This is a genomic window from Burkholderia ubonensis subsp. mesacidophila, from assembly GCF_002097715.1.
Classification (GTDB): domain Bacteria; phylum Pseudomonadota; class Gammaproteobacteria; order Burkholderiales; family Burkholderiaceae; genus Burkholderia; species Burkholderia mesacidophila.
In genome coordinates this window covers 2683482-2700568 of sequence record NZ_CP020738.1, presented here as the reverse complement: position 1 = coordinate 2700568, position 17087 = coordinate 2683482, and the positions used below count along the sequence as shown (strand labels likewise).

Below are 17087 nucleotides of genomic sequence, written 5' to 3'. Positions count from 1 at the left end.
CGCTGAACGTTTCCAGTACGTAACGAACCGGGTGGAACCGGGCGCCGTGGGTCGATTCCTGGCGATTGGCTTCTACGCCGGGAAGGTGTTGTGCCAAACTGGCAACGATAGCGGCGACAACGGAACGGCTTGATGAAGAACTGGCGAAGCATGATCCGGCCGAAGATGCCAAGGACGATCCTGTTCACATTTGACGTAACCGAACCCGCATCCCGATCACATCAATCAAAACGATCAATCAGATGTCGACACACAACAAGAAAATCCTCCTGCTGAGCGTCAGCGCCGGAGCGGGCCACACCCGAGCGGCCGAAGCGATCCGCGCCTTCGCGGACCATCACCCCGCAGGCATCGAAGCCACGCACCTGGACGTGATGGATTTCGTTTCCGCCGGCTTCCGCAAGCTCTACACCGACCTCTACATCAAGCTCGTCAGCAGCCAGCCGGCGCTTTGGGGCTACCTGTACCAGAAGACCGACGAAGCGGACCCCAGCGCGCCGTCGCAGAAGATCCGGCGCGCGATCGAGCGGCTCAACTGCCGGCCGTTGCTCGCGGAGATCGAACGGCAGCGCCCGGACGCCATCATCTGCACGCACTTCCTGCCGGCCGAGCTGCTGTCGCGCGAGATTCGCAAGGCGCGCGTCGACGCGCCGGTGTGGGTGCAGGTGACCGACTTCGACCTGCACAGCATGTGGGTCGTGCCGAACATGAGCGGCTACTTCGCCGCGAACGACGAGATCGCGTGGCGCATGCGCGCCCGCGGGATGGCGCCCGACACCGTGCACGTCAGCGGCATCCCGATCATGCCGGCCTTCGGCCAGCCGCTCGATCGCACGGCCTGCGCGGCCGAGTTCGGCCTGGACCCGGCGCGCCCGACCTTCCTGATGATGTCCGGCGGCGCCGGCCTCGGCGGGCTCGACGTGCTGGCGACGCGTCTGCTGGAGATGGACGCCGACTTCCAGCTGATCGCGCTGGCAGGCAAGAACCAGGCGATGCTCGCGTCGTTGCAGGCGCTCGCCGCGCAACATCCCGGCCGGCTCTTTCCGCAGGGATTTACGCAACAGGTCGAGCGCCTGATGGCATGCGCGGACCTCGTCATCACCAAGCCGGGTGGCCTGACGACCTCCGAATGCCTGGCGATGCAGTTGCCGATGATCGTCAACTCGCCGATTCCGGGCCAGGAAGAGCGCAATGCGGATTTCCTGCTGGAGCAGGGCGTGGCGCTGAAGGCCATCGACGACGATGCGCTCGTCTATCGCATCCGCGCGTTGCTGCAGGCGCCCGAGCGTCTTGCCGACATGCGCCGGCGTCTCGCTCCGCTCGGGCGGCCGCAGGCCGGACGCTACGTGCTCGACCGTGTACTGGGCCTGGAGCCTGCCGCATGAGCGTGTCCTGCATTCTCCCGACGCGCCGCACGCTGGTTCTCGTTGCCTGGGTCGTGCTGCTGGCGTTCTTTTTCGCGAACGTCGAGATTCAGATCGAGGGCAGCGCGGGTTGGGCCGCCAACCTGCCGACCTGGCGCATCGAGAAGCACTGGCTGCTCGATCTGTTCTGGGGCGGGCGGCCGATGACGGGATACCACGCGTGGGTGTTCCCGTTCGTGGCGCTGTTCTTCCATCTGCCGCCGATCTTCAACGGACAGTGGTCGTGGCGCATCGAAGCCCGGCTCATTGCCTGCATCATGGTGTTCTGGCTGGCCGAGGATTTTCTGTGGTTCGTCCTGAACCCGGCCTATGGCCTCGCCCGGTTCAACCCGGCCAACGTGCCGTGGCATATCCACTGGCTGGGCGTTGCACCGACCGACTACTGGACGATGAGCGCCGCTGCGATCGTCCTGTTCTTCCTGTCCCGTGCGCGCGAGCGCACCCCCACCTGAACCGACATGAAAATTACCGTCATTGCCGTGATCGCCGTCACGCTCGCGGGGCTCGTGCAGCCGGTCAGCGCGGAGCCGTCTTCCGATGGCTCTGCGCGACCGCTTCAATGGGCGCAAAGCGTTGCCGATGCGCGCGTGAACAACCTGCATCGCATCACGCCGTCGCTGTACCGCAGCGCGCAGTTGTCCAAAGAGGATGTGCCGCAATTGCAGAAGCTCGGCATTCGCAAGGTCATCAGCTTCCGAGCGTTTCACTCGGACGACCGCATCCTGGCCGGCACGCAGATCACGATGCAGCGCATTCCGATCAACACCTGGTACATCCGCGACGAAGACATGGTCACGGCGCTCAAGGCGCTGCGCAACGTGGACAAGGATGGTCCGGTGCTGATCCATTGCCAGCACGGCGCGGATCGCACCGGCCTCGTGTCGGCGCTGTATCGGATGGTGTACCAGGGCTGGACGAGGGAACAGGCACTCGACGAGCTGCAGCATGGCGGCTACGGGTTCCACGCGATCTGGCAGAACATCACGTATTACCTGCAGCACGTTGACGTCGAGCGGTTGCGGCAGCAGGTCAACAACGGATAAGGCGGAAATGCAAACGCCGCTGACAGGGGCTGTCGGCGGCGTTTCAGGCGGCGACGGGCCGGCGTGCACCCGCGAACGCTGTCGGTGATCGTGATCGTCGATTTGCGATTGGACACGTATTTTTTATTTCGTTTGAATTTTCGAACAAGTTCTATTTCCTTCGTTCTACTTGGAGATTAAGGTCGTGCCGGGATATCTGACAAACGTTTGACCAGGAGGAGATTCTTGGGCCCGAGCACCGCTTTTGTCGATACGTCCGCGCGGGCGGGCGTCAACGTTCACGCGTTTTACAGCCTTGACATGCCGCAGGCAAAAAGTGCGGCGCTGGCCGATATCTTCGCTTTCGACGGCATGCGCGGTATCGGCGAGCCAACAAAATACACGATCCAGTTCACCCATCCGCAGCACGATTTGTCGCGCGCCGAGTATCTGAACAAGCGCGCCGCATTCGTGATCCAGCCGCCACCGCGTGACCGCTGGAGCAAGCCGGAGGATGCGCGGCGCGTGCATGGCGTGGTGACTGGCTTTGCGCTGTTGAACAGCAACCGCGACCAGTCCACCTACGAGGTCGTGCTGGAATCGCGCTTGGCGCTGCTGCGCGGCACCCGGCGGTGCCGGTTCTTTCTCGACATGAGCGAGCCTGAGATCATCCGGCAGATCCTGAAGGAACACGACTTCAACCAGATCTTCGCTCGCTTCGAGTTCACGCTGTATCGCGAGTACCGCAAGCGCCCGTTCGTAATGCAATGGGGCGAGGACGATCTTTCGTTCATCACGCGTCTGTGCCGCCGCACCGGTATCTGGTTCGTCTGCGAGGCCGGCGAAAAGCGCGAGCACGTACGCTTTGGCGACGACTTCACGCATTATCGTCACGACCCGGCGCTGACCGTTGCGTACCGCGAGCCCAGCGGCATGGAAACGGCAGGCGTGGAGTCCGTCAGTTCGCTGGAAATGCGCGCGACGACCGTTCCGAAACGTCACACCGTGCGCACGTATCACACCGAGCGGCAACCGGCGGAGCCGATCGAAGCATCCAAGGACATCCACGAAGACCGCACCGTGTATGGCGAGGCCTATGTGTGGGGCACGCCGTATCTGACGGACGACGAGGCGAAGCAAGAGGCGTTGCTTCGCCACGAGGCGGCGCTGGCGACGCAGGTCGAGTATCGCGGCACTTGCGACCTGCTGGACCTCACACCCGGCTCGGTGTTGAAGCTGTCGAACCGCACGCTGCCCGATGCGAAGCATGGGCTGCTCGCCGTGCGGGTCACATGCCGCGCCTCGCGCAACAAGCCATACCACGTCGAGTTCTCGGCGATTCCGTCCGACCGGCTGTATCGGCTGCCACTGCAGGAAGAAGCGTGGCCGAGGATCGAGGGTGTCATTACGGGTACGGTCGCCTCGTCGGGAGGATGGCGGGATCCGTATCTGGATGAGCAGGGCCGCTACACCGTCCATATCCACCCTGACCGGGACGCACGCACGCCGGGCCTGCAAAGCTGTCCGATGCGGCTTGCAAAGCCGTTCGCGGGAGCAGGCCGAACCGGGTTTCACTTCGGGCTCGTAGAGGGCACGGTCGTGACCGTGGGCTTCTTGTGGGGGAATCCGGATCTTCCGTTTATCAGTCAAGTGCTTCATACGGCTGAGGACATGGATCCCGTCATTGCGGGCTATCCATGGGGCACGCGCAACACGATTCGCACGCGTTCGAACAACACCCTCGAGTTGGACGACAGGAAGGGCAAGGAACACATCAAGCTTGCGACTGAACACGGCAAGACGCAGCTGAACCTGGGTTACACGGTGGATCGGGACCAGAAGCTGCGAGGCACGGGCTTCGAGTTGCGTACGGATGGTCCCGGGCAGGTGCGCGCGGGCGAGGGCGTGCTGGTGTCGGCCGACATGCAGGAAAAGGCGAATGGCGTGCACGCCGACATGGAGCCGGCGATGCGGCAGTTCGAATCGATGCAGGCGCGTGTGCAGATGCTGGCCGCGTCGGCGGAGGCCTCGAAGGCGGAGGTTGCGGATCTGAAAGCGGAAAACACGTGGCTGAAGAACGAACTGGCCGGTTTGAAGAAATCCGTGATCGCGCTGTCCGCGCCGAACGGCATCGGCATGGCGACGCCGGACCGGGTGATGGTGTCGGCGGGCAAGGACGTGAGCGTCGGGAGCGGGGCCGGGTTTCATGTGAACGCGCTCAGGCGCTTCACGGCGGCGGCAGGGGAGCGGCTGTCGCTGTTCGCGCAGAAATTGGGGATCCGGATTTTTGCGGCGAAGGGGCCGGTGCAGATTCAGGCTCAAAGCGACTTGCTGTCACTGGCGGCCGAGCAGGACGTCACGGTGTCGAGCGTGAACGGGTCGGTAATGATGCGGGCCCAGAAGGAATTCATCATCGAATGCAAGGGGGCATTCATCAAGCTGGCCAACGGATGCATCACGCTGGGCGCGCCGTATGACCTGTATTGGGAGGTGGCCCGGTTCAACCGGCGTCCGGCATCGCAGATGCATTTGGGTGCACCGGCGTTTGCACCGGCATTGTTTCCGTTCGAGGTGGGCTGCGAGGCGTGGCGGAAAAACGCGGCTCTCGCACGGGAGACGTCGCCCGCGCTGGTCGCTCAGGATGGCGTTTCCGCTCCAGCGCCGATGACGGGGCAGACCTCGTCATCAGGCGGGACCGTCGACACGTGGGCGTCGAGCGATTCGCCCGACGCGCCGAACGCCGGTCACGGTGCCGAGCGTGAGTCGACGCCGTCGGCCGGGAAGGATCCGAGCGTGCCGATCCAACTCGACAAGGCGGTTCCTTGCAACTGGCACATGCCGGACACGCGCCGGGAATGCACGGACGAGACGGAGATGGAGACCTACGAGGCGCTGCGAGCCGATAAGTCGCTGATGGGTTTGAACGCCGGCTACAAGTTTCCCACGGCCTTCGAACTGACCTACGACGACCGGCACAAACTGCTGGAGGCGACGGTGCGGATCAAGGTTGTGCCGGTCGACTTGTTCAAGACAGACGCGACCGGTAAAGAACTGCTCGGGCTGGACGGACAAAAGCAGCGGGTTCCCTTTCATCATGATGTGCATGCCTCCGCGCGTCCTATGGCGGTAGATATTCCGACCAACGGCTCAGATGGCAATTTCTATGTAATGCGCTACCGCGACGGGGCGGGTCGGAAATTCGACGTGAAGCAGAGCAAAAAGCGGGTTGAAAGCGTGCTGAACGAGCACGGCAGCATGCTGATCCTAGACGGCTGCTCGAAGGAAGCGGCCTGCGGGTGTCGCGTGGTAGTGCGCTTTCGGGTCGAGTTTCTGATTGGAGTGAGAGATGCCGCGGTGGGTGACGGCAAGAAGATCCACAAGACGATTTTCTTGTTCCCGCAAGCCGAGCGGGCCGATGCTGGTATGTGGGGCGAGATACAGGTCATCAAAGGGGGCGCGAGAGATTTGGGCCAGTTCGTGTCGCTGCCGGAATCGAATATCGTCGCCCACGAATGCGGGCATCTGTTCAATTTCCCGGACGAGTATTGGGAATGGGGAGGATATGTGCACAAGCGGTACGTGAAGGACGGCCAGCTAGATTTCGAGGCGGGCGAATGCTTCAAGGGGCAGGAGGTCTGGCAGATCCGCTCCGACAAGAATGTCATGGGTTACGGGGCGAATCATCCGGTTTCACCGGTTGCCGATGCGCCGCTGGGCGCGCTGGTGCAACCCTATTACCTCGAGTACATCAGGCGGCATTTTTGCGAAATGACGCACAAGCAATGGAGGATCGGTTATGAGCGGAAATAAGCTTGCGCTCGTGGTTCGAGCTTGCGCCTCGCGTCTAACAGAAATCTTGTTCATTCTCGGTGGGGTATGGGTCATGTCGAGTGTTTCGGTGGCGGTGGCTGGTGGCAATCTTGATATCGGTGGCAGTGGGGAGGGGTTTGGGATAGTGGGGTTAGGGGGGCATGGATATGGAATGAATACCGTCTCTGTCTGGCTGTCTGGAAGCATTCGAGTCACGATGGGTGACACAATCGACAATATGGATTTCCATGGTGTCGGCGTTTTCGATGGCAAGCTTTCGCCGGACGATCGGAAGCTGGCTCGGGAGGTCCACCGTCAGCTTTGTGAGACGGTAGACGCGGGGATCAAAAGCAATGTAATCCCCTCACCCACCGATGGACGATACTCAGTTGATTGCCTGCGGGATGGAAAGCTCGAGATACATCATGGTATTACGTCCCAGTTACCGGAAATGCTTATTAAAAGTATATTAGGCCTTTATGTGCGTGGGCGTAATGACTACTTGGCGGAAAGCCGGACGGTGGTCCGGCTAGATGCCGAGGTTGTAAATGTCGAGCAGGAAAAGGGCCGATTCCTGGTGTCGATCCGGTTTGTCAACGGCGGGCAATATCCGATCGCGATGGATACGCCGGACAAATGGTCGAAAGTGATGGGATATCAACTGGATTTCGGTGGAAAAAACGAAGACGGCACAAGCACATGGGGAGCCAGTCTCGCGGGCCTGCCCTTGATTAACCAATCGGAGTTTCCTGACGGCAGGGTCGTAATACCTGCGAAGGGCAGCGTGACGTTCAGGTTTCTGACCTTGCCGGATGAGAAATTCAAACGCGGAACCTACAAGTTCAACGTTGTGGTGAACGCGGCCGTTACGGCTCGCGAGGTGGCACCCAGCATGGGCCGGGTCGATTTCCACTCGGACACCGGCAGGCGGGTGCCGATCACGCTCGACCGCGACTGGCCGTCGACGCCGAGGGAAATGGAGGAATTCGAAGCGATGCAGCGCGAGAAGTTGTCATCACATCCGGTATATCCGGGCGCGACATTTGCCGAGGACGGCTATTACCGCGCCGTGTCGGGCAGCACGCAGCGCAGCCGGTTCGTGAAGGCGTTTCGCGCAGGCGAGCGCGCGCCGGACATGGCGGGCGTGCTGGACGAGCGGGGCGAGGCGATTTACGGCCGGCATCCCGGCTGGTTCTGGGAAGCCGATCTGGATGCTGCCGCGCGGAGCCAGCCGGGCGAGGTCTGTCCGCGCAGCGGGCGCTGGTTTGCACGGATCGAATCGCCGCTGTATGTCTGGCCACCGACTTATGAGGATGATCTCAACGAGGTGATCCTGTGCAGGCAGGGTGATTTGCTTCCACCATCCAGACGCGCCAACGAATGGGCGCGCGACCAAGTGCGCTGGGAATGGATCGGAGTCTGAGCCATGACACGACGAGCATACGTCATGCAGTTCGACCGGACCACGAGCGGTGGTCTGGTGCTCGACGGCGATCCCGACATGAATGCAATGGGCCGCAGTTTCAGCTATCTGTACGCGCGGGTCTCATGTCCGGCGTGTAACACGACAGGCTTCATCGCACCGAGCGGGGATCGCCCCGAGGACCGCATGCTGAACCGGGAACCCGCGCTGCATGGGGACCTCTGCCACTGCCAATGCGATCCCAGACCACACGTGCTGGCTTCGCAGGATGATATGGCTGCCTGGACATAGATCCCTTCGGCGGATTTCGGAGCCAATCGAGCGTGCGTTCAGCCAGGAAGCGGCGCGTTACCAAGAGCGCAGGCCGGGATATCGCAGACTTTATATACGAATCCCGGCCTTGCCTTTTTCGGGCGTCACGACTCCGTCAAACCCTCTCCGGCGCCCTCGCCACCTTCGCGACATTCCGCGCCGGCGCACCATTCGCAACGAAATAAGGTACATCCGCACGCGCTAGCGCCTGCCTGCCGCGAATCCTGTCGGCGATCTTCTCGGCGATCATGATCGTCGGCGCGTTCAGGTTGCCGGTCGTGATGATCGGCATGATCGACGCGTCGACCACGCGCAGCCCTTCGAGCCCGTGCACGCGGCCTTCGCTGTCGACCACCGCCATGTCGTCGTAACCCATCTTGCACGAGCATGACGGATGGAACGCCGTTTCCGCGCGCGCACGCACGAACGTGTCGAGGTCCTTGTCGCTCTTCAGATCCGCGCCGGGATGCAGCTCGTGGCCGCGGAAGCGATCGAGCGCCGGCTGCCGCATGATCTCGCGCGTCGCGCGGATCGCGTCGCGGAACTCGCGCCAGTCGAGCGCTTCGGCCATGTAGTTGAACAGAATGCTCGGATGCTGGTTCGGATCGCGCGAGCGCAGCTTCACGCGGCCGCGGCTCGGCGAGCGCATCGAGCCGACGTGCGCCTGGAAGCCGTGCATCTCGATCGCGTTCGAGCCGTTGTAATTGATCGCAACCGGCAGGAAGTGATACTGGATGTTCGGCCACAGGTCGTCGTCGCGCGTGCGGATGAAGCCGCCCGCTTCGAAGTGGTTGCTCGCGCCGAGGCCGGTGCCGTTCAGCATCCATTCGAGGCCGATCTTCGGCTGGTTCCACCACTTGAGCGCCGGGTACAGCGACACGGGCTCCTTGCACGCGTACTGGATGTACATCTCCAGGTGGTCCTGCAGGTTCTGGCCGACGCCGGGCAGGTCGAGCACGACGGGGATGTCCAGTTCCTTCAGCCACGCGCCGGGGCCGACGCCAGAGCGTTGCAGCAGTTGAGGCGACGCGATCGCGCCGCTGCACACGAGCACTTCGCGGCGCGCATGCGCGGTCGCGCGCTCGCTGCCGCGCAGGTAGGTGACGCCTGACGCGCGCTTGCCGTCGAACAGGATCCGGTCGGCGAGCGCGTGGGTGACGATCTCGAGGTTCGGCCGCGCGCGGGCCTGGTCGAGGTAGCCGCGCGCGGTGCTCGCGCGGCGGCCGCGCGGCGTCACGGTGCGGTCCATCGGGCCGAAGCCTTCCTGCTGGTAGCCGTTCAGGTCGTCGGTGCGCGGATAGCCGGCCTGCACGCCGGCCTCGACCATCGCCTCGAACAGCGGGTTCACGCCCGGCTTGCTGGTCGTGACCGACACGGGACCGTCGCCGCCGTGATAGTCGTTCGGGCCGACGTCGCGGGTCTCCGCCTTCTTGAAGTACGGCAGGCAGTCGAGATACGTCCAGTTCTCGAGGCCCTTGTGCGTCGACCAGTTGTCGTAGTCGAGCGCGTTGCCGCGGATGTAGCACATCCCGTTGATCAGCGACGAGCCGCCGAGCCCCTTGCCGCGCCCGCATTCCATCCGGCGGTTGTCCATGTGCGGCTCGGGGTCGGTCTCGTACGCCCAGTTGTAGCGGCGCCCCTGCAGCGGATAGGCGAGCGCCGCCGGCATCTGCGTGCGGAAGTCGAAGCGGTAGTCGGGACCACCGGCTTCGAGCAGCAGCACCGTGACGTCCGGATCTTCCGTCAGGCGCGTCGCGAGCACGTTGCCCGCGGAGCCTGCGCCGCAGATGATGTAGTCGTATTCGCGCGTCGTCATGACGGTCAATCTCCTTTCCTGAAACTTAAAACACCGGGTTGTAGCGGCCGAGCTCGACCTGCACCGACTTGATTCGAGTGTAGTGCTCGAGCGTCGTGATGCCGTTCTCCCGTCCGACACCGGATTGCTTGTAACCGCCAACCGGCATTTCGGCCGGCGACTCGCCCCACGTGTTGATCCAGCAGATGCCGGCTTCGAGGCGGTGGATCGTGCGGTGCGCGCGCGACAGGTTCTCGGTGACGACGCCGGCCGCGAGCCCGTAGTGCGTGTCGTTCGCGCGGGCGATCACTTCGTCCTCCGATTCGAATTCGAGGATGCTCATCACCGGCCCGAAGATTTCCTCGCGGACGATCTTCATGTCGTCGCGGCAGTCGCCGAACACGGTCGGCGCGACGTACTGGCCGTTCGCGAAGTGGCCGTCGGTCAGGCGCGCGCCGCCCGCGAGCAGCTTCGCGCCCTCGGCCTTGCCGCTGTCGATGAAGCCGAGCACCTTGTCGAGCTGCGCGGCGGACACGAGCGGGCCGAAGTTGGTGTCGGCATCGGTCGGCTTGCCGACGCGGATGCGTTTCACGCGTTCGAGCACGCGCGCGGTGAATGCATCCTTGATCGAGCGGTGCACGAATACGCGCGTGCCGTTCGTGCAGACCTGGCCCGAGCTGAAGAAGTTGGCGGTCACCGCGATGTCGGCGGCGCGGTCGAGATCGGCGTCGTCGAACACGATCAGCGGCGACTTGCCGCCGAGCTCCATCGTCACTTCCTTCAGCGACGATGCGCCGGCGAGCGACATCACCTTCTTGCCGGTCTCGACGCCGCCGGTGAACGACACCTTCGCGATGTCCGGATGGCCGGTGAGCAGCGCGCCGACCGAGCCGTCGCCCTGCACGACGTTGAACACGCCGGCCGGCACGCCGGCTTCCGTGTAGATCTCCGCGAGCTTCAGCGCCGTCAGCGGCGTGACCTCGCTCGGCTTGAACACCATCGCGTTGCCGGCCGCGAGCGCGGGGGCGGTCTTCCAGCACGCGATCTGGATCGGGTAGTTCCACGCGCCGATGCCCGCGCACACGCCGAGCGGCTCGCGGCGCGTATAGACGAACGACTCGGCGCGCAGCGGCACCTGCAGCCCTTCGATCGCGGTCGCGAGGCCCGCGTAGTACTCGATCACGTCCGCCCCGGTGACGATGTCGACCGCGAGCGTCTCGGCGATCGGCTTGCCGGTGTCGCGCGTCTCGAGCGCGGCGAGTTCGTCGTTGCGCTCGCGCAGCAGCTCGACCGCGCGGCGCAGGATGCGCGAGCGCTGCATCGCGGTCATCGCCGCCCATTCGCGCTGGCCTTCGCGTGCGGACGCGACCGCGCGGTCGACGTCGGCGGCGCTCGCCTGCTGCACCTGCGCGAGCAGTTCGCCGGTGGCCGGATCGAAGGTGTCGAAAGTCTTGCCGCTGGTGGCGTCGACGTAGCCGCCGCCGATGTAGAGGCGCTGCAAACCGCGCGGTAAACCGATTACGGACATGAGGATCTCCTTGGTGGGGCGACCGTGCGACGCGTCACGCCGACGCGAGCAGCAGATCGATGTAGTCGTGGGCGAGCTTCAGCGCCGCCCGGGTGTCGAACGGGCCGCCGGCGAGCGCTCCGCGCAGCCACAAGCCGTCGATCAGCGCGGCGAGGCCGCTGGCGGCTTCCCGCGCCTTCACGTGCGGCAGCGCTTTCGCGAATTCCGCGCACAGGTTCGAGTAGAGGCGCCGCGTGTTGACGTGCTGCAGGCGCTTGAGCGTCGGCTCGTGCATGCTCTGCGACCAGAACGCGAGCCACGTCTTCATCACGGGCGCGCTGATCTGCGTGTCGTCGAAATTCGCGGCGACGATCGCGCGCAGCCGGGCGCGCGGGTCCTTGCGCGCGGCGACGCGGCGGCGCGTGGTGGCCGACCACAGGTCGCGCAGCACGTGCCGCATCGTCGCTTCGAGCAGGCCGTCCTTGTCGCCGAAGTAGTGGCTGACGATGCCGGTCGAGATGTTCGCGCGCTGCGCGACCGACGCGAGCGTCGTGCCGGGCAGGCCCGCCTCGTCGATCGAGCGCAGCGTCGCATCGATCAACTGCGCGCGGCGGACTTCCCGCATTCCCACTTTCGGCATCGCGACTCCCTGTGCACGGACGGCGGATGAATGGAAGCCGAGAGCTTAGCGGTTTTTTATTGAACGTTCAATCAATAAAAAACGGGGGTCGGAAGCCCAGCGTGAGGGGAGGGGGTGACCGATGCGGCGCAAACGATGTACGGTTGCGGAAAACACAATCGCAAGACTGCTAAATAAAGCAAAGTTTGTTTAAAACAGATTTCAAATTGAACGAGATGGTTGACGAATGGCACGAATATTTGCGAATCCATCCTCAATGAAAGAATGTTGACGCTGACGATTTTAGTGGCGCTCCGGAAAGCGAAGAAACATTCGAATGGGCAGGGTGCTGGCGAGGTGCGATTCAGAAATGCGTTTGAAACGTTGTAACTTATTGAATATTAATATGTATTGAGCGATTTTGATGGCCGGGCAGCCTCGCAATGAAAACGATTTCTGGCGGCGCCGTGCCTTTCCGCATACCATAAAAAATGCGGGAAAAATTCGAATTCGATGTATTTCCTACTTGAGTAGAGGGGATATTTGGTGCGGCTTGAGTAATCAATTTGACGCGTATTAATATTTCGCCGCATTGACGAGAATCAATCGACGCAGCCGAACCTGACGCAGTGCGTCGGCGACGGCGCGCTCGAGGATCGCGCCGGGGGGGCCGGCGCGCGCCATCGCGCACCTGTGCGCCCGCAGCAAGCAACGATGCCGAGACGCCGAATCCACCGGGAGAACGACGATGCCGACGGAAAAACACGTGGTCCCGCTGCCCAATGGTCTGAGGGTTTACGTCGAACGCCAGATATTCGATCCGGCTTTCGACACGGCCATTCTCGTCAACGGCGCGCTCGCGACCACGGCGTCGTTCGGGCAGACCGTCCAGTACCTCGGCGAGCGGATGAACACGGTCTGCTTCGACCTGCCGTATGCGGGGCAGTCGCGCCAGCACAATCCGGGCTGCTTCGTGCTGACGAAGGACGACGAGGTCGAGATCCTGCAGCACCTCGTCGAGCGCTTCGCGCCCACGTTCCTCGTGTCGGTGTCGTGGGGCGGCGTCGCGTCGTTGTTCGCGCTCGCGCGCGGCTGCCCGAGCGTGCGGCGCGCGGTGATCTGCTCGTTCTCGCCGTTCCTCAACGACGCGATGGTCGACTACGTGACCCGCGCGCGCGACCACATCGCCGCCGGCGAGAACCTGAAGGCCGCGCAGCTGCTCAACGACACCGTGGGCCGCTACCTGCCGCGCATCATGAAGCTGTACAACTACCGCTACCTGACGCGGCTGCCGCGCGACGAGCAGGACCAGGTCGCGTTCCACGTCGACCAGATCCTGTCGCTGCAGCCGGAGCGCTACCTGAGCGAGTTCTCGAACATCCGCTGCGAGCTGAAGTTCGTCAACGGCGCGCTCGACGAATACACGACGCCGGCCGAAGTCCGCAGGCTCGCCGCGCACGTGCCGCGCGCGCAGTTCGCGACGATTCCGGCCGCCGGGCATTTCCTCGACATCGAAGGCCGCGCGCAGCGCGAGAGCACGCGCGCGGAACTGCTCGGCTTCCTCTGCGGCGGCGCGCAGGTCGCGGCCGGCGAGTCGCCCGACGTGTCGCAGGCATGCGTGGGCGCGCCGTGGCCCGTGCTGTCGTCGTGACGCCGCGCAGCCATCCGTCTTTCCACTCCACACGAGGCAGGCCAGCCGTGAATATCGTTCAGAGCATCGCCATCGTCGTTCCGTGGGCCGCGTGGCTCGCATACTGGATCGCCACGTCGCAGGCGGTGAAGGCGACCGTGCGCAAGGAGGCGTCGCGCTCGCGCACGCTGCAGTCGATTCCGCTGATCGTCGGCGGCGCGCTGATCATCCTGCCCGACCCGACGTGGCAGGCGTTCACGCCCGACTGGCAGCGCTTCGGCCTGCAGGCCGCGGCCGGTCTCGCGGTGCTGATCGCCGGGCTGCTGTTCTCGGTGTGGGCGCGGCGGCATCTCGGCACGAACTGGAGCGTGTCGGTCACGCTGAAGGACGGCCACGAGCTCGTTCGCAGCGGCCCGTACGCACTCGTTCGGCATCCGATCTATACGGGCTGCCTGCTCGCGCTCGCCGGCGCGGCGCTGCTCGGCGGCGAGTGGCGCGGCGCGCTCGGCGTGCTGCTCGTGTTCGCGTCGCTCGCCTACAAGGTGCGCGTCGAGGAGAGCTGGCTGACCGGCCATTTCGGGGCGGCCTACGCGCAGTACCGCCGCGAGGTCGCGGCGCTGATCCCCGGCTTCTACTGACTCCCGCGAGGCGCGCGATGGCGAAGGTGATCGTGACCGCGATCGGCTCGGCGGGCGACGTGCATCCGCTGCTCGGCGTCGCGCGCGCGCTCGCGGCGCGCGGCCACGCGATAGTGTTCTGCACGCATCCGCCGTTCGAGGCGGCCGCGCGCCGCTTCGGCTTCGCGTTCGTGCCGGTCGGCACCGCCGCCGAATACGACGCGGCGATGGCGAATCCGGCGCTGTGGGACCCGCGCACGTCGTTCCGCACGCTGTGGCAGGTGATCGCGCCGGTGTTGCGGCCTCACTACGACACGCTGCGCGCGTTGGCCGACGCCGACACCGTGCTCGTCGGCACGCTGTGGGCGTTCTCCGCGCGCTTCATGCAGGAGCTGCACGGCACGCCGTATGTGTCGGTGCAGGTGTCGCCGTCGACGCTGCTGTCCGCGCACGTGCCGCCGACGCACCCGCGCCTGACGATCCCCGCGCGCTGGCCGCTGCCGGTCAAGTCGGCGCTGATGACGCTGATCGAGCGGCTCGTGCTCGACCGCGTGTGCGGCCGCGCGCTGAACGCAGTGCGCGCGGACCTCGGGCTGCCGCCCGCGCGGCGCGTGCTCGGCCGCTGGCTGCACTCGACCGACGGCGTGCTGTGCCTGTTTCCCGACTGGTTCGCGCCGCCGCAGCCGGACTGGCCCGCGCGGCATCTGCAAAGCGGTTTTCCGCTGTTCAACGACGTCGGGGAGCGTATGGAAGACGCCGAACTCGACGCGTTTCTCGCGGCGGGCGAGCCGCCGGTCGTGTTCACCGCCGGCTCGACGCTCGTCGATCACGCCGCGTATGCGCGCGCGGTCGGCGAAGCGCTGCGCGCCACCGGCGCACGCGGCATCCTGCTGACACCCGCCGATGCGCCGGCGGACGACGGCCGCCTGCTCGTGCGGCGCTTCGTGCCGATGCGCGCGCTGCTGCCGCGTTGCCGTGCGCTCGTGCACCACGGCGGCATCGGCACCGCGGCGCTCGCTTGCGAGGCCGGCATTGCGCAGGTGGTGACGCCGTTCGCGCACGACCAGTTCGACAACGCGCAGCGTGTCGCGGACAGTGGCTGCGGCGTGCGCCTCGACGGTCCGGTCGACGGCGCGCGGCTCGGCGCTGCGCTGCGGCGCGTGCTGGACGATCCCGGCTTCGCGGCGCAGGGCGCCCGCGCGCGGGCGAGGATCGCCGGCGCGGCGGATGGCTGCGAGCGCGCGGCGGATTTCATCGAGCGCTTCGCGCCGGGCAGCAGGGCCGGGCCGTCCGCGCCGGCCGCCGTCGCCGCGGCGGGCGCATGAGCACCGCATCGTCGCTGCGCGACGCGAGCGCCGCCCCGGCCGCCCCGGACGAAGCGCAGGCGGTGCAGGCGGTGCAGGCGGTGCGGCCGCTGCGCGGCGCGCGCCTTGCGCTGCTGACGTTCGCGCTGTCGCTCGCGACCTTCATCGAGGTGCTCGACTCGACCGTGACCAACGTCGCGGTGCCGGCGATCTCGGGCAGTCTCGGCGTGTCGAACAGCCAGGGCACGTGGGTGATCAGCTCGTATTCGGTCGCCGCCGCGATCGCGGTGCCGCTGACCGGCTGGCTCGCGCGCCGCATCGGCGAGCTGCGGCTGTTCGTCGGCGCGGTGCTGCTGTTCACGCTGACGTCGCTGCTCTGCGGCCTCGCGCGCGACCTGCACGTGCTGGTGCTGTGCCGCGCGCTGCAGGGGCTGTTCTCCGGGCCGATGGTGCCGCTGTCGCAGACGATCCTGCTGCGCGCGTTCCCGTCCGAGAAGCGCACGGTCGCGCTCGCGCTGTGGGCGATGACGGTGCTGCTCGCGCCGATCTTCGGGCCGGTGGTCGGCGGCTGGATCATCGACAGCTTCTCGTGGCCGTGGATCTTCCTGATCAACCTGCCGATCGGCATCTTCTCGTTCGCGGTCTGCACCGCGATGCTGCGGCCCGACGCGCAGCGCGGCGCGGCCGGCCCGATCGACGTGCCGGGCATCGTGCTGCTCGTGATCGGCGTCGGCGCGCTGCAGGCGGTGCTCGACCTCGGCCACGACGAAGGCTGGTTCGGCTCGCCGCTGATCGTCACGCTGGCGATCGTCGCGGGGCTCGCGATCGTTTCGCTGCTGATCTGGGAAGCGGGCGAAGCGCATCCGGTGGTCGAGCTGGGCCTGTTCCGCGACCGCACGTTCTCGTTCTGCGTGCTGATCATCTCGCTCGGGATGATGAGCTTCTCGGTGGTCGGCGTGGTGTTCCCGCTGTGGCTGCAGGCGGTGATGGGCTACAACGCGTTCCATGCGGGGCTCGCGACCGCGCCGCTCGGCATCCTCGCGCTGGTGTTCTCGATCCTCGTCGGGCTGCACGCGCACCGTTTCGATGCGCGCGCGCTCGCGACCTTCGGCTTTCTCGTGTTCGCCGGCGTGCTCGCGTGGGACGCGCACTTCACGCTGAACATGACGTTCGCGCAGATCGTCGCGCCGGGGCTGATCCAGGGCATCGGGCTGCCGTGCTTCTTCATTCCGCTGACCGCGGCGACGCTGTCGCGCATCCCCGACGACAAGCTCGCCGCCGCGTCGAGCCTGTCGAACTTCCTGCGCACGCTGTCGGCCGCGTTCGGCACCGCGATGAGCGTGACGCTGTGGGACAACCGCGCGACCTATCACTACGACGTCGTGTCGCAGGCGGTCACGCAGGCCGCGGCGAACACGCAGCGCTTCGTGCACACGCTCAACGCGATGGGCATCGACGGCACGCGCGAACTGACGACGCTGCACCGCATCGTGCAGCAGCAGGCGTACATGATGGCCACGGGCGACATGTTCTGGATGGCGAGCATGACGTGTCTCGTGCTCGCCGCGATGATGTGGCTCACCCGGCCGAAGCGGGGCGCGGCGGCGTCCTTCGGTCACTAGGC

At 65.3% G+C, this 17087-nt stretch carries 13 protein-coding genes; 10 read left to right on the top strand and 3 right to left on the bottom strand.

The features are described 5' to 3' along the window. The first annotated feature begins 242 nt into the window (after positions 1 to 242). The 6 genes from B7P44_RS29625 (at position 243) to B7P44_RS36825 (ending at position 7970) form a co-directional block, all read left to right on the top strand. Positions 243 to 1385 carry an MGDG synthase family glycosyltransferase gene (locus B7P44_RS29625; RefSeq protein ID WP_084909413.1) on the top strand — a complete coding sequence of 381 codons (1143 nt, stop codon included), beginning with the start codon at positions 243 to 245 and terminating at the stop codon, positions 1383 to 1385. Beyond that, a complete protein-coding gene (locus B7P44_RS29620) occupies positions 1382 to 1876 on the top strand; it encodes a hypothetical protein (RefSeq protein ID WP_084909412.1) in 495 nt (164 codons plus the stop codon). The genes B7P44_RS29625 and B7P44_RS29620 overlap by 4 nt, the downstream gene beginning before the upstream one ends. A 6-nt stretch (positions 1877 to 1882) precedes the next feature. Further along, positions 1883 to 2467: a dual specificity protein phosphatase family protein gene (locus B7P44_RS29615; RefSeq protein WP_084909411.1), complete on the top strand. Its 585-nt coding sequence runs from the start codon at positions 1883 to 1885 to the stop codon at positions 2465 to 2467. A gap of 225 nt (positions 2468 to 2692) precedes the next feature. Further along, the gene (locus tag B7P44_RS29610; RefSeq protein WP_088511549.1) at positions 2693 to 6256 is read left to right on the top strand and encodes a type VI secretion system Vgr family protein; all 3564 of its coding nucleotides are present in this window, start codon (positions 2693 to 2695) and stop codon (positions 6254 to 6256) included. Between the two features lie 172 nt (positions 6257 to 6428). Continuing rightward, positions 6429 to 7679 (top strand): hypothetical protein, encoded by a 1251-nt coding sequence (locus B7P44_RS29605; protein ID WP_133117946.1) that lies wholly within the window; start codon positions 6429 to 6431, stop codon positions 7677 to 7679. Between the two features lie 24 nt (positions 7680 to 7703). After that, complete coding sequence (locus tag B7P44_RS36825) at positions 7704 to 7970, top strand: PAAR domain-containing protein (protein ID WP_157721115.1); 267 nt, start codon at positions 7704 to 7706, stop codon at positions 7968 to 7970. Positions 7971 to 8106: 136 nt separating this feature from the next. On the opposite strand, the gene betA is transcribed toward B7P44_RS36825, so the two are convergent. Genes betA through betI form a run of 3 tightly spaced genes read right to left on the bottom strand, consistent with a single transcriptional unit; the run spans position 8107 to position 11933 of the window. After that, complete coding sequence (betA, locus tag B7P44_RS29600) at positions 8107 to 9807, bottom strand: choline dehydrogenase (protein WP_084909409.1); 1701 nt, start codon at positions 9805 to 9807, stop codon at positions 8107 to 8109. Between the two features lie 25 nt (positions 9808 to 9832). Then, positions 9833 to 11314, bottom strand: coding sequence for a betaine-aldehyde dehydrogenase (gene betB, locus B7P44_RS29595; protein ID WP_084909408.1), 1482 nt, complete (start codon positions 11312 to 11314; stop codon positions 9833 to 9835). Between the two features lie 34 nt (positions 11315 to 11348). Beyond that, positions 11349 to 11933 carry a transcriptional regulator BetI gene (betI, locus tag B7P44_RS29590; protein WP_084909407.1) on the bottom strand — a complete coding sequence of 195 codons (585 nt, stop codon included), beginning with the start codon at positions 11931 to 11933 and terminating at the stop codon, positions 11349 to 11351. A 727-nt stretch (positions 11934 to 12660) separates the two neighbouring features. On the opposite strand from betI, the gene B7P44_RS29585 reads away from it, so the two are divergent. The 4 genes from B7P44_RS29585 to B7P44_RS29570 are packed head-to-tail and all read left to right on the top strand — an operon-like array spanning position 12661 to position 17085. Then, complete coding sequence (locus B7P44_RS29585; protein WP_084909406.1) at positions 12661 to 13563, top strand: alpha/beta fold hydrolase; 903 nt, start codon at positions 12661 to 12663, stop codon at positions 13561 to 13563. Positions 13564 to 13610: 47 nt separating this feature from the next. Further along, on the top strand, positions 13611 to 14180 hold the full coding sequence (locus B7P44_RS29580) for a methyltransferase family protein (RefSeq protein WP_084909405.1): 570 nt from the start codon (positions 13611 to 13613) through the stop codon (positions 14178 to 14180). Positions 14181 to 14197: 17 nt separating this feature from the next. Next, on the top strand, positions 14198 to 15484 hold the full coding sequence (locus tag B7P44_RS29575; protein ID WP_084909404.1) for a glycosyltransferase: 1287 nt from the start codon (positions 14198 to 14200) through the stop codon (positions 15482 to 15484). After that, entirely contained in the window at positions 15481 to 17085 is a 1605-nt protein-coding gene (locus B7P44_RS29570; RefSeq protein WP_084909403.1) for a DHA2 family efflux MFS transporter permease subunit, read from the top strand. The genes B7P44_RS29575 and B7P44_RS29570 overlap by 4 nt, the downstream gene beginning before the upstream one ends. The last annotated feature ends 2 nt before the right edge of the window (positions 17086 to 17087 follow it).

What these genes read in the sequence shown, in the direction of transcription:
- B7P44_RS29570 (WP_084909403.1), top strand. Translation starts at nt 15,481, where the DNA reads ATGAGCACCGCATCGTCGCTGCGCGACGCGAGCGCCGCCCCGGCCGCC.
- betB (WP_084909408.1), bottom strand. Translation starts at nt 11,314, where the DNA reads ATGTCCGTAATCGGTTTACCGCGCGGTTTGCAGCGCCTCTACATCGGC.
- B7P44_RS29605 (WP_133117946.1), top strand. Translation starts at nt 6,429, where the DNA reads ATGAATACCGTCTCTGTCTGGCTGTCTGGAAGCATTCGAGTCACGATG.
- B7P44_RS29620 (WP_084909412.1), top strand. Translation starts at nt 1,382, where the DNA reads ATGAGCGTGTCCTGCATTCTCCCGACGCGCCGCACGCTGGTTCTCGTT.
- B7P44_RS29615 (WP_084909411.1), top strand. Translation starts at nt 1,883, where the DNA reads ATGAAAATTACCGTCATTGCCGTGATCGCCGTCACGCTCGCGGGGCTC.
- B7P44_RS29585 (WP_084909406.1), top strand. Translation starts at nt 12,661, where the DNA reads ATGCCGACGGAAAAACACGTGGTCCCGCTGCCCAATGGTCTGAGGGTT.
- B7P44_RS36825 (WP_157721115.1), top strand. Translation starts at nt 7,704, where the DNA reads ATGCAGTTCGACCGGACCACGAGCGGTGGTCTGGTGCTCGACGGCGAT.
- B7P44_RS29625 (WP_084909413.1), top strand. Translation starts at nt 243, where the DNA reads ATGTCGACACACAACAAGAAAATCCTCCTGCTGAGCGTCAGCGCCGGA.
- betI (WP_084909407.1), bottom strand. Translation starts at nt 11,933, where the DNA reads ATGCCGAAAGTGGGAATGCGGGAAGTCCGCCGCGCGCAGTTGATCGAT.
- B7P44_RS29575 (WP_084909404.1), top strand. Translation starts at nt 14,198, where the DNA reads ATGGCGAAGGTGATCGTGACCGCGATCGGCTCGGCGGGCGACGTGCAT.
- betA (WP_084909409.1), bottom strand. Translation starts at nt 9,807, where the DNA reads ATGACGACGCGCGAATACGACTACATCATCTGCGGCGCAGGCTCCGCG.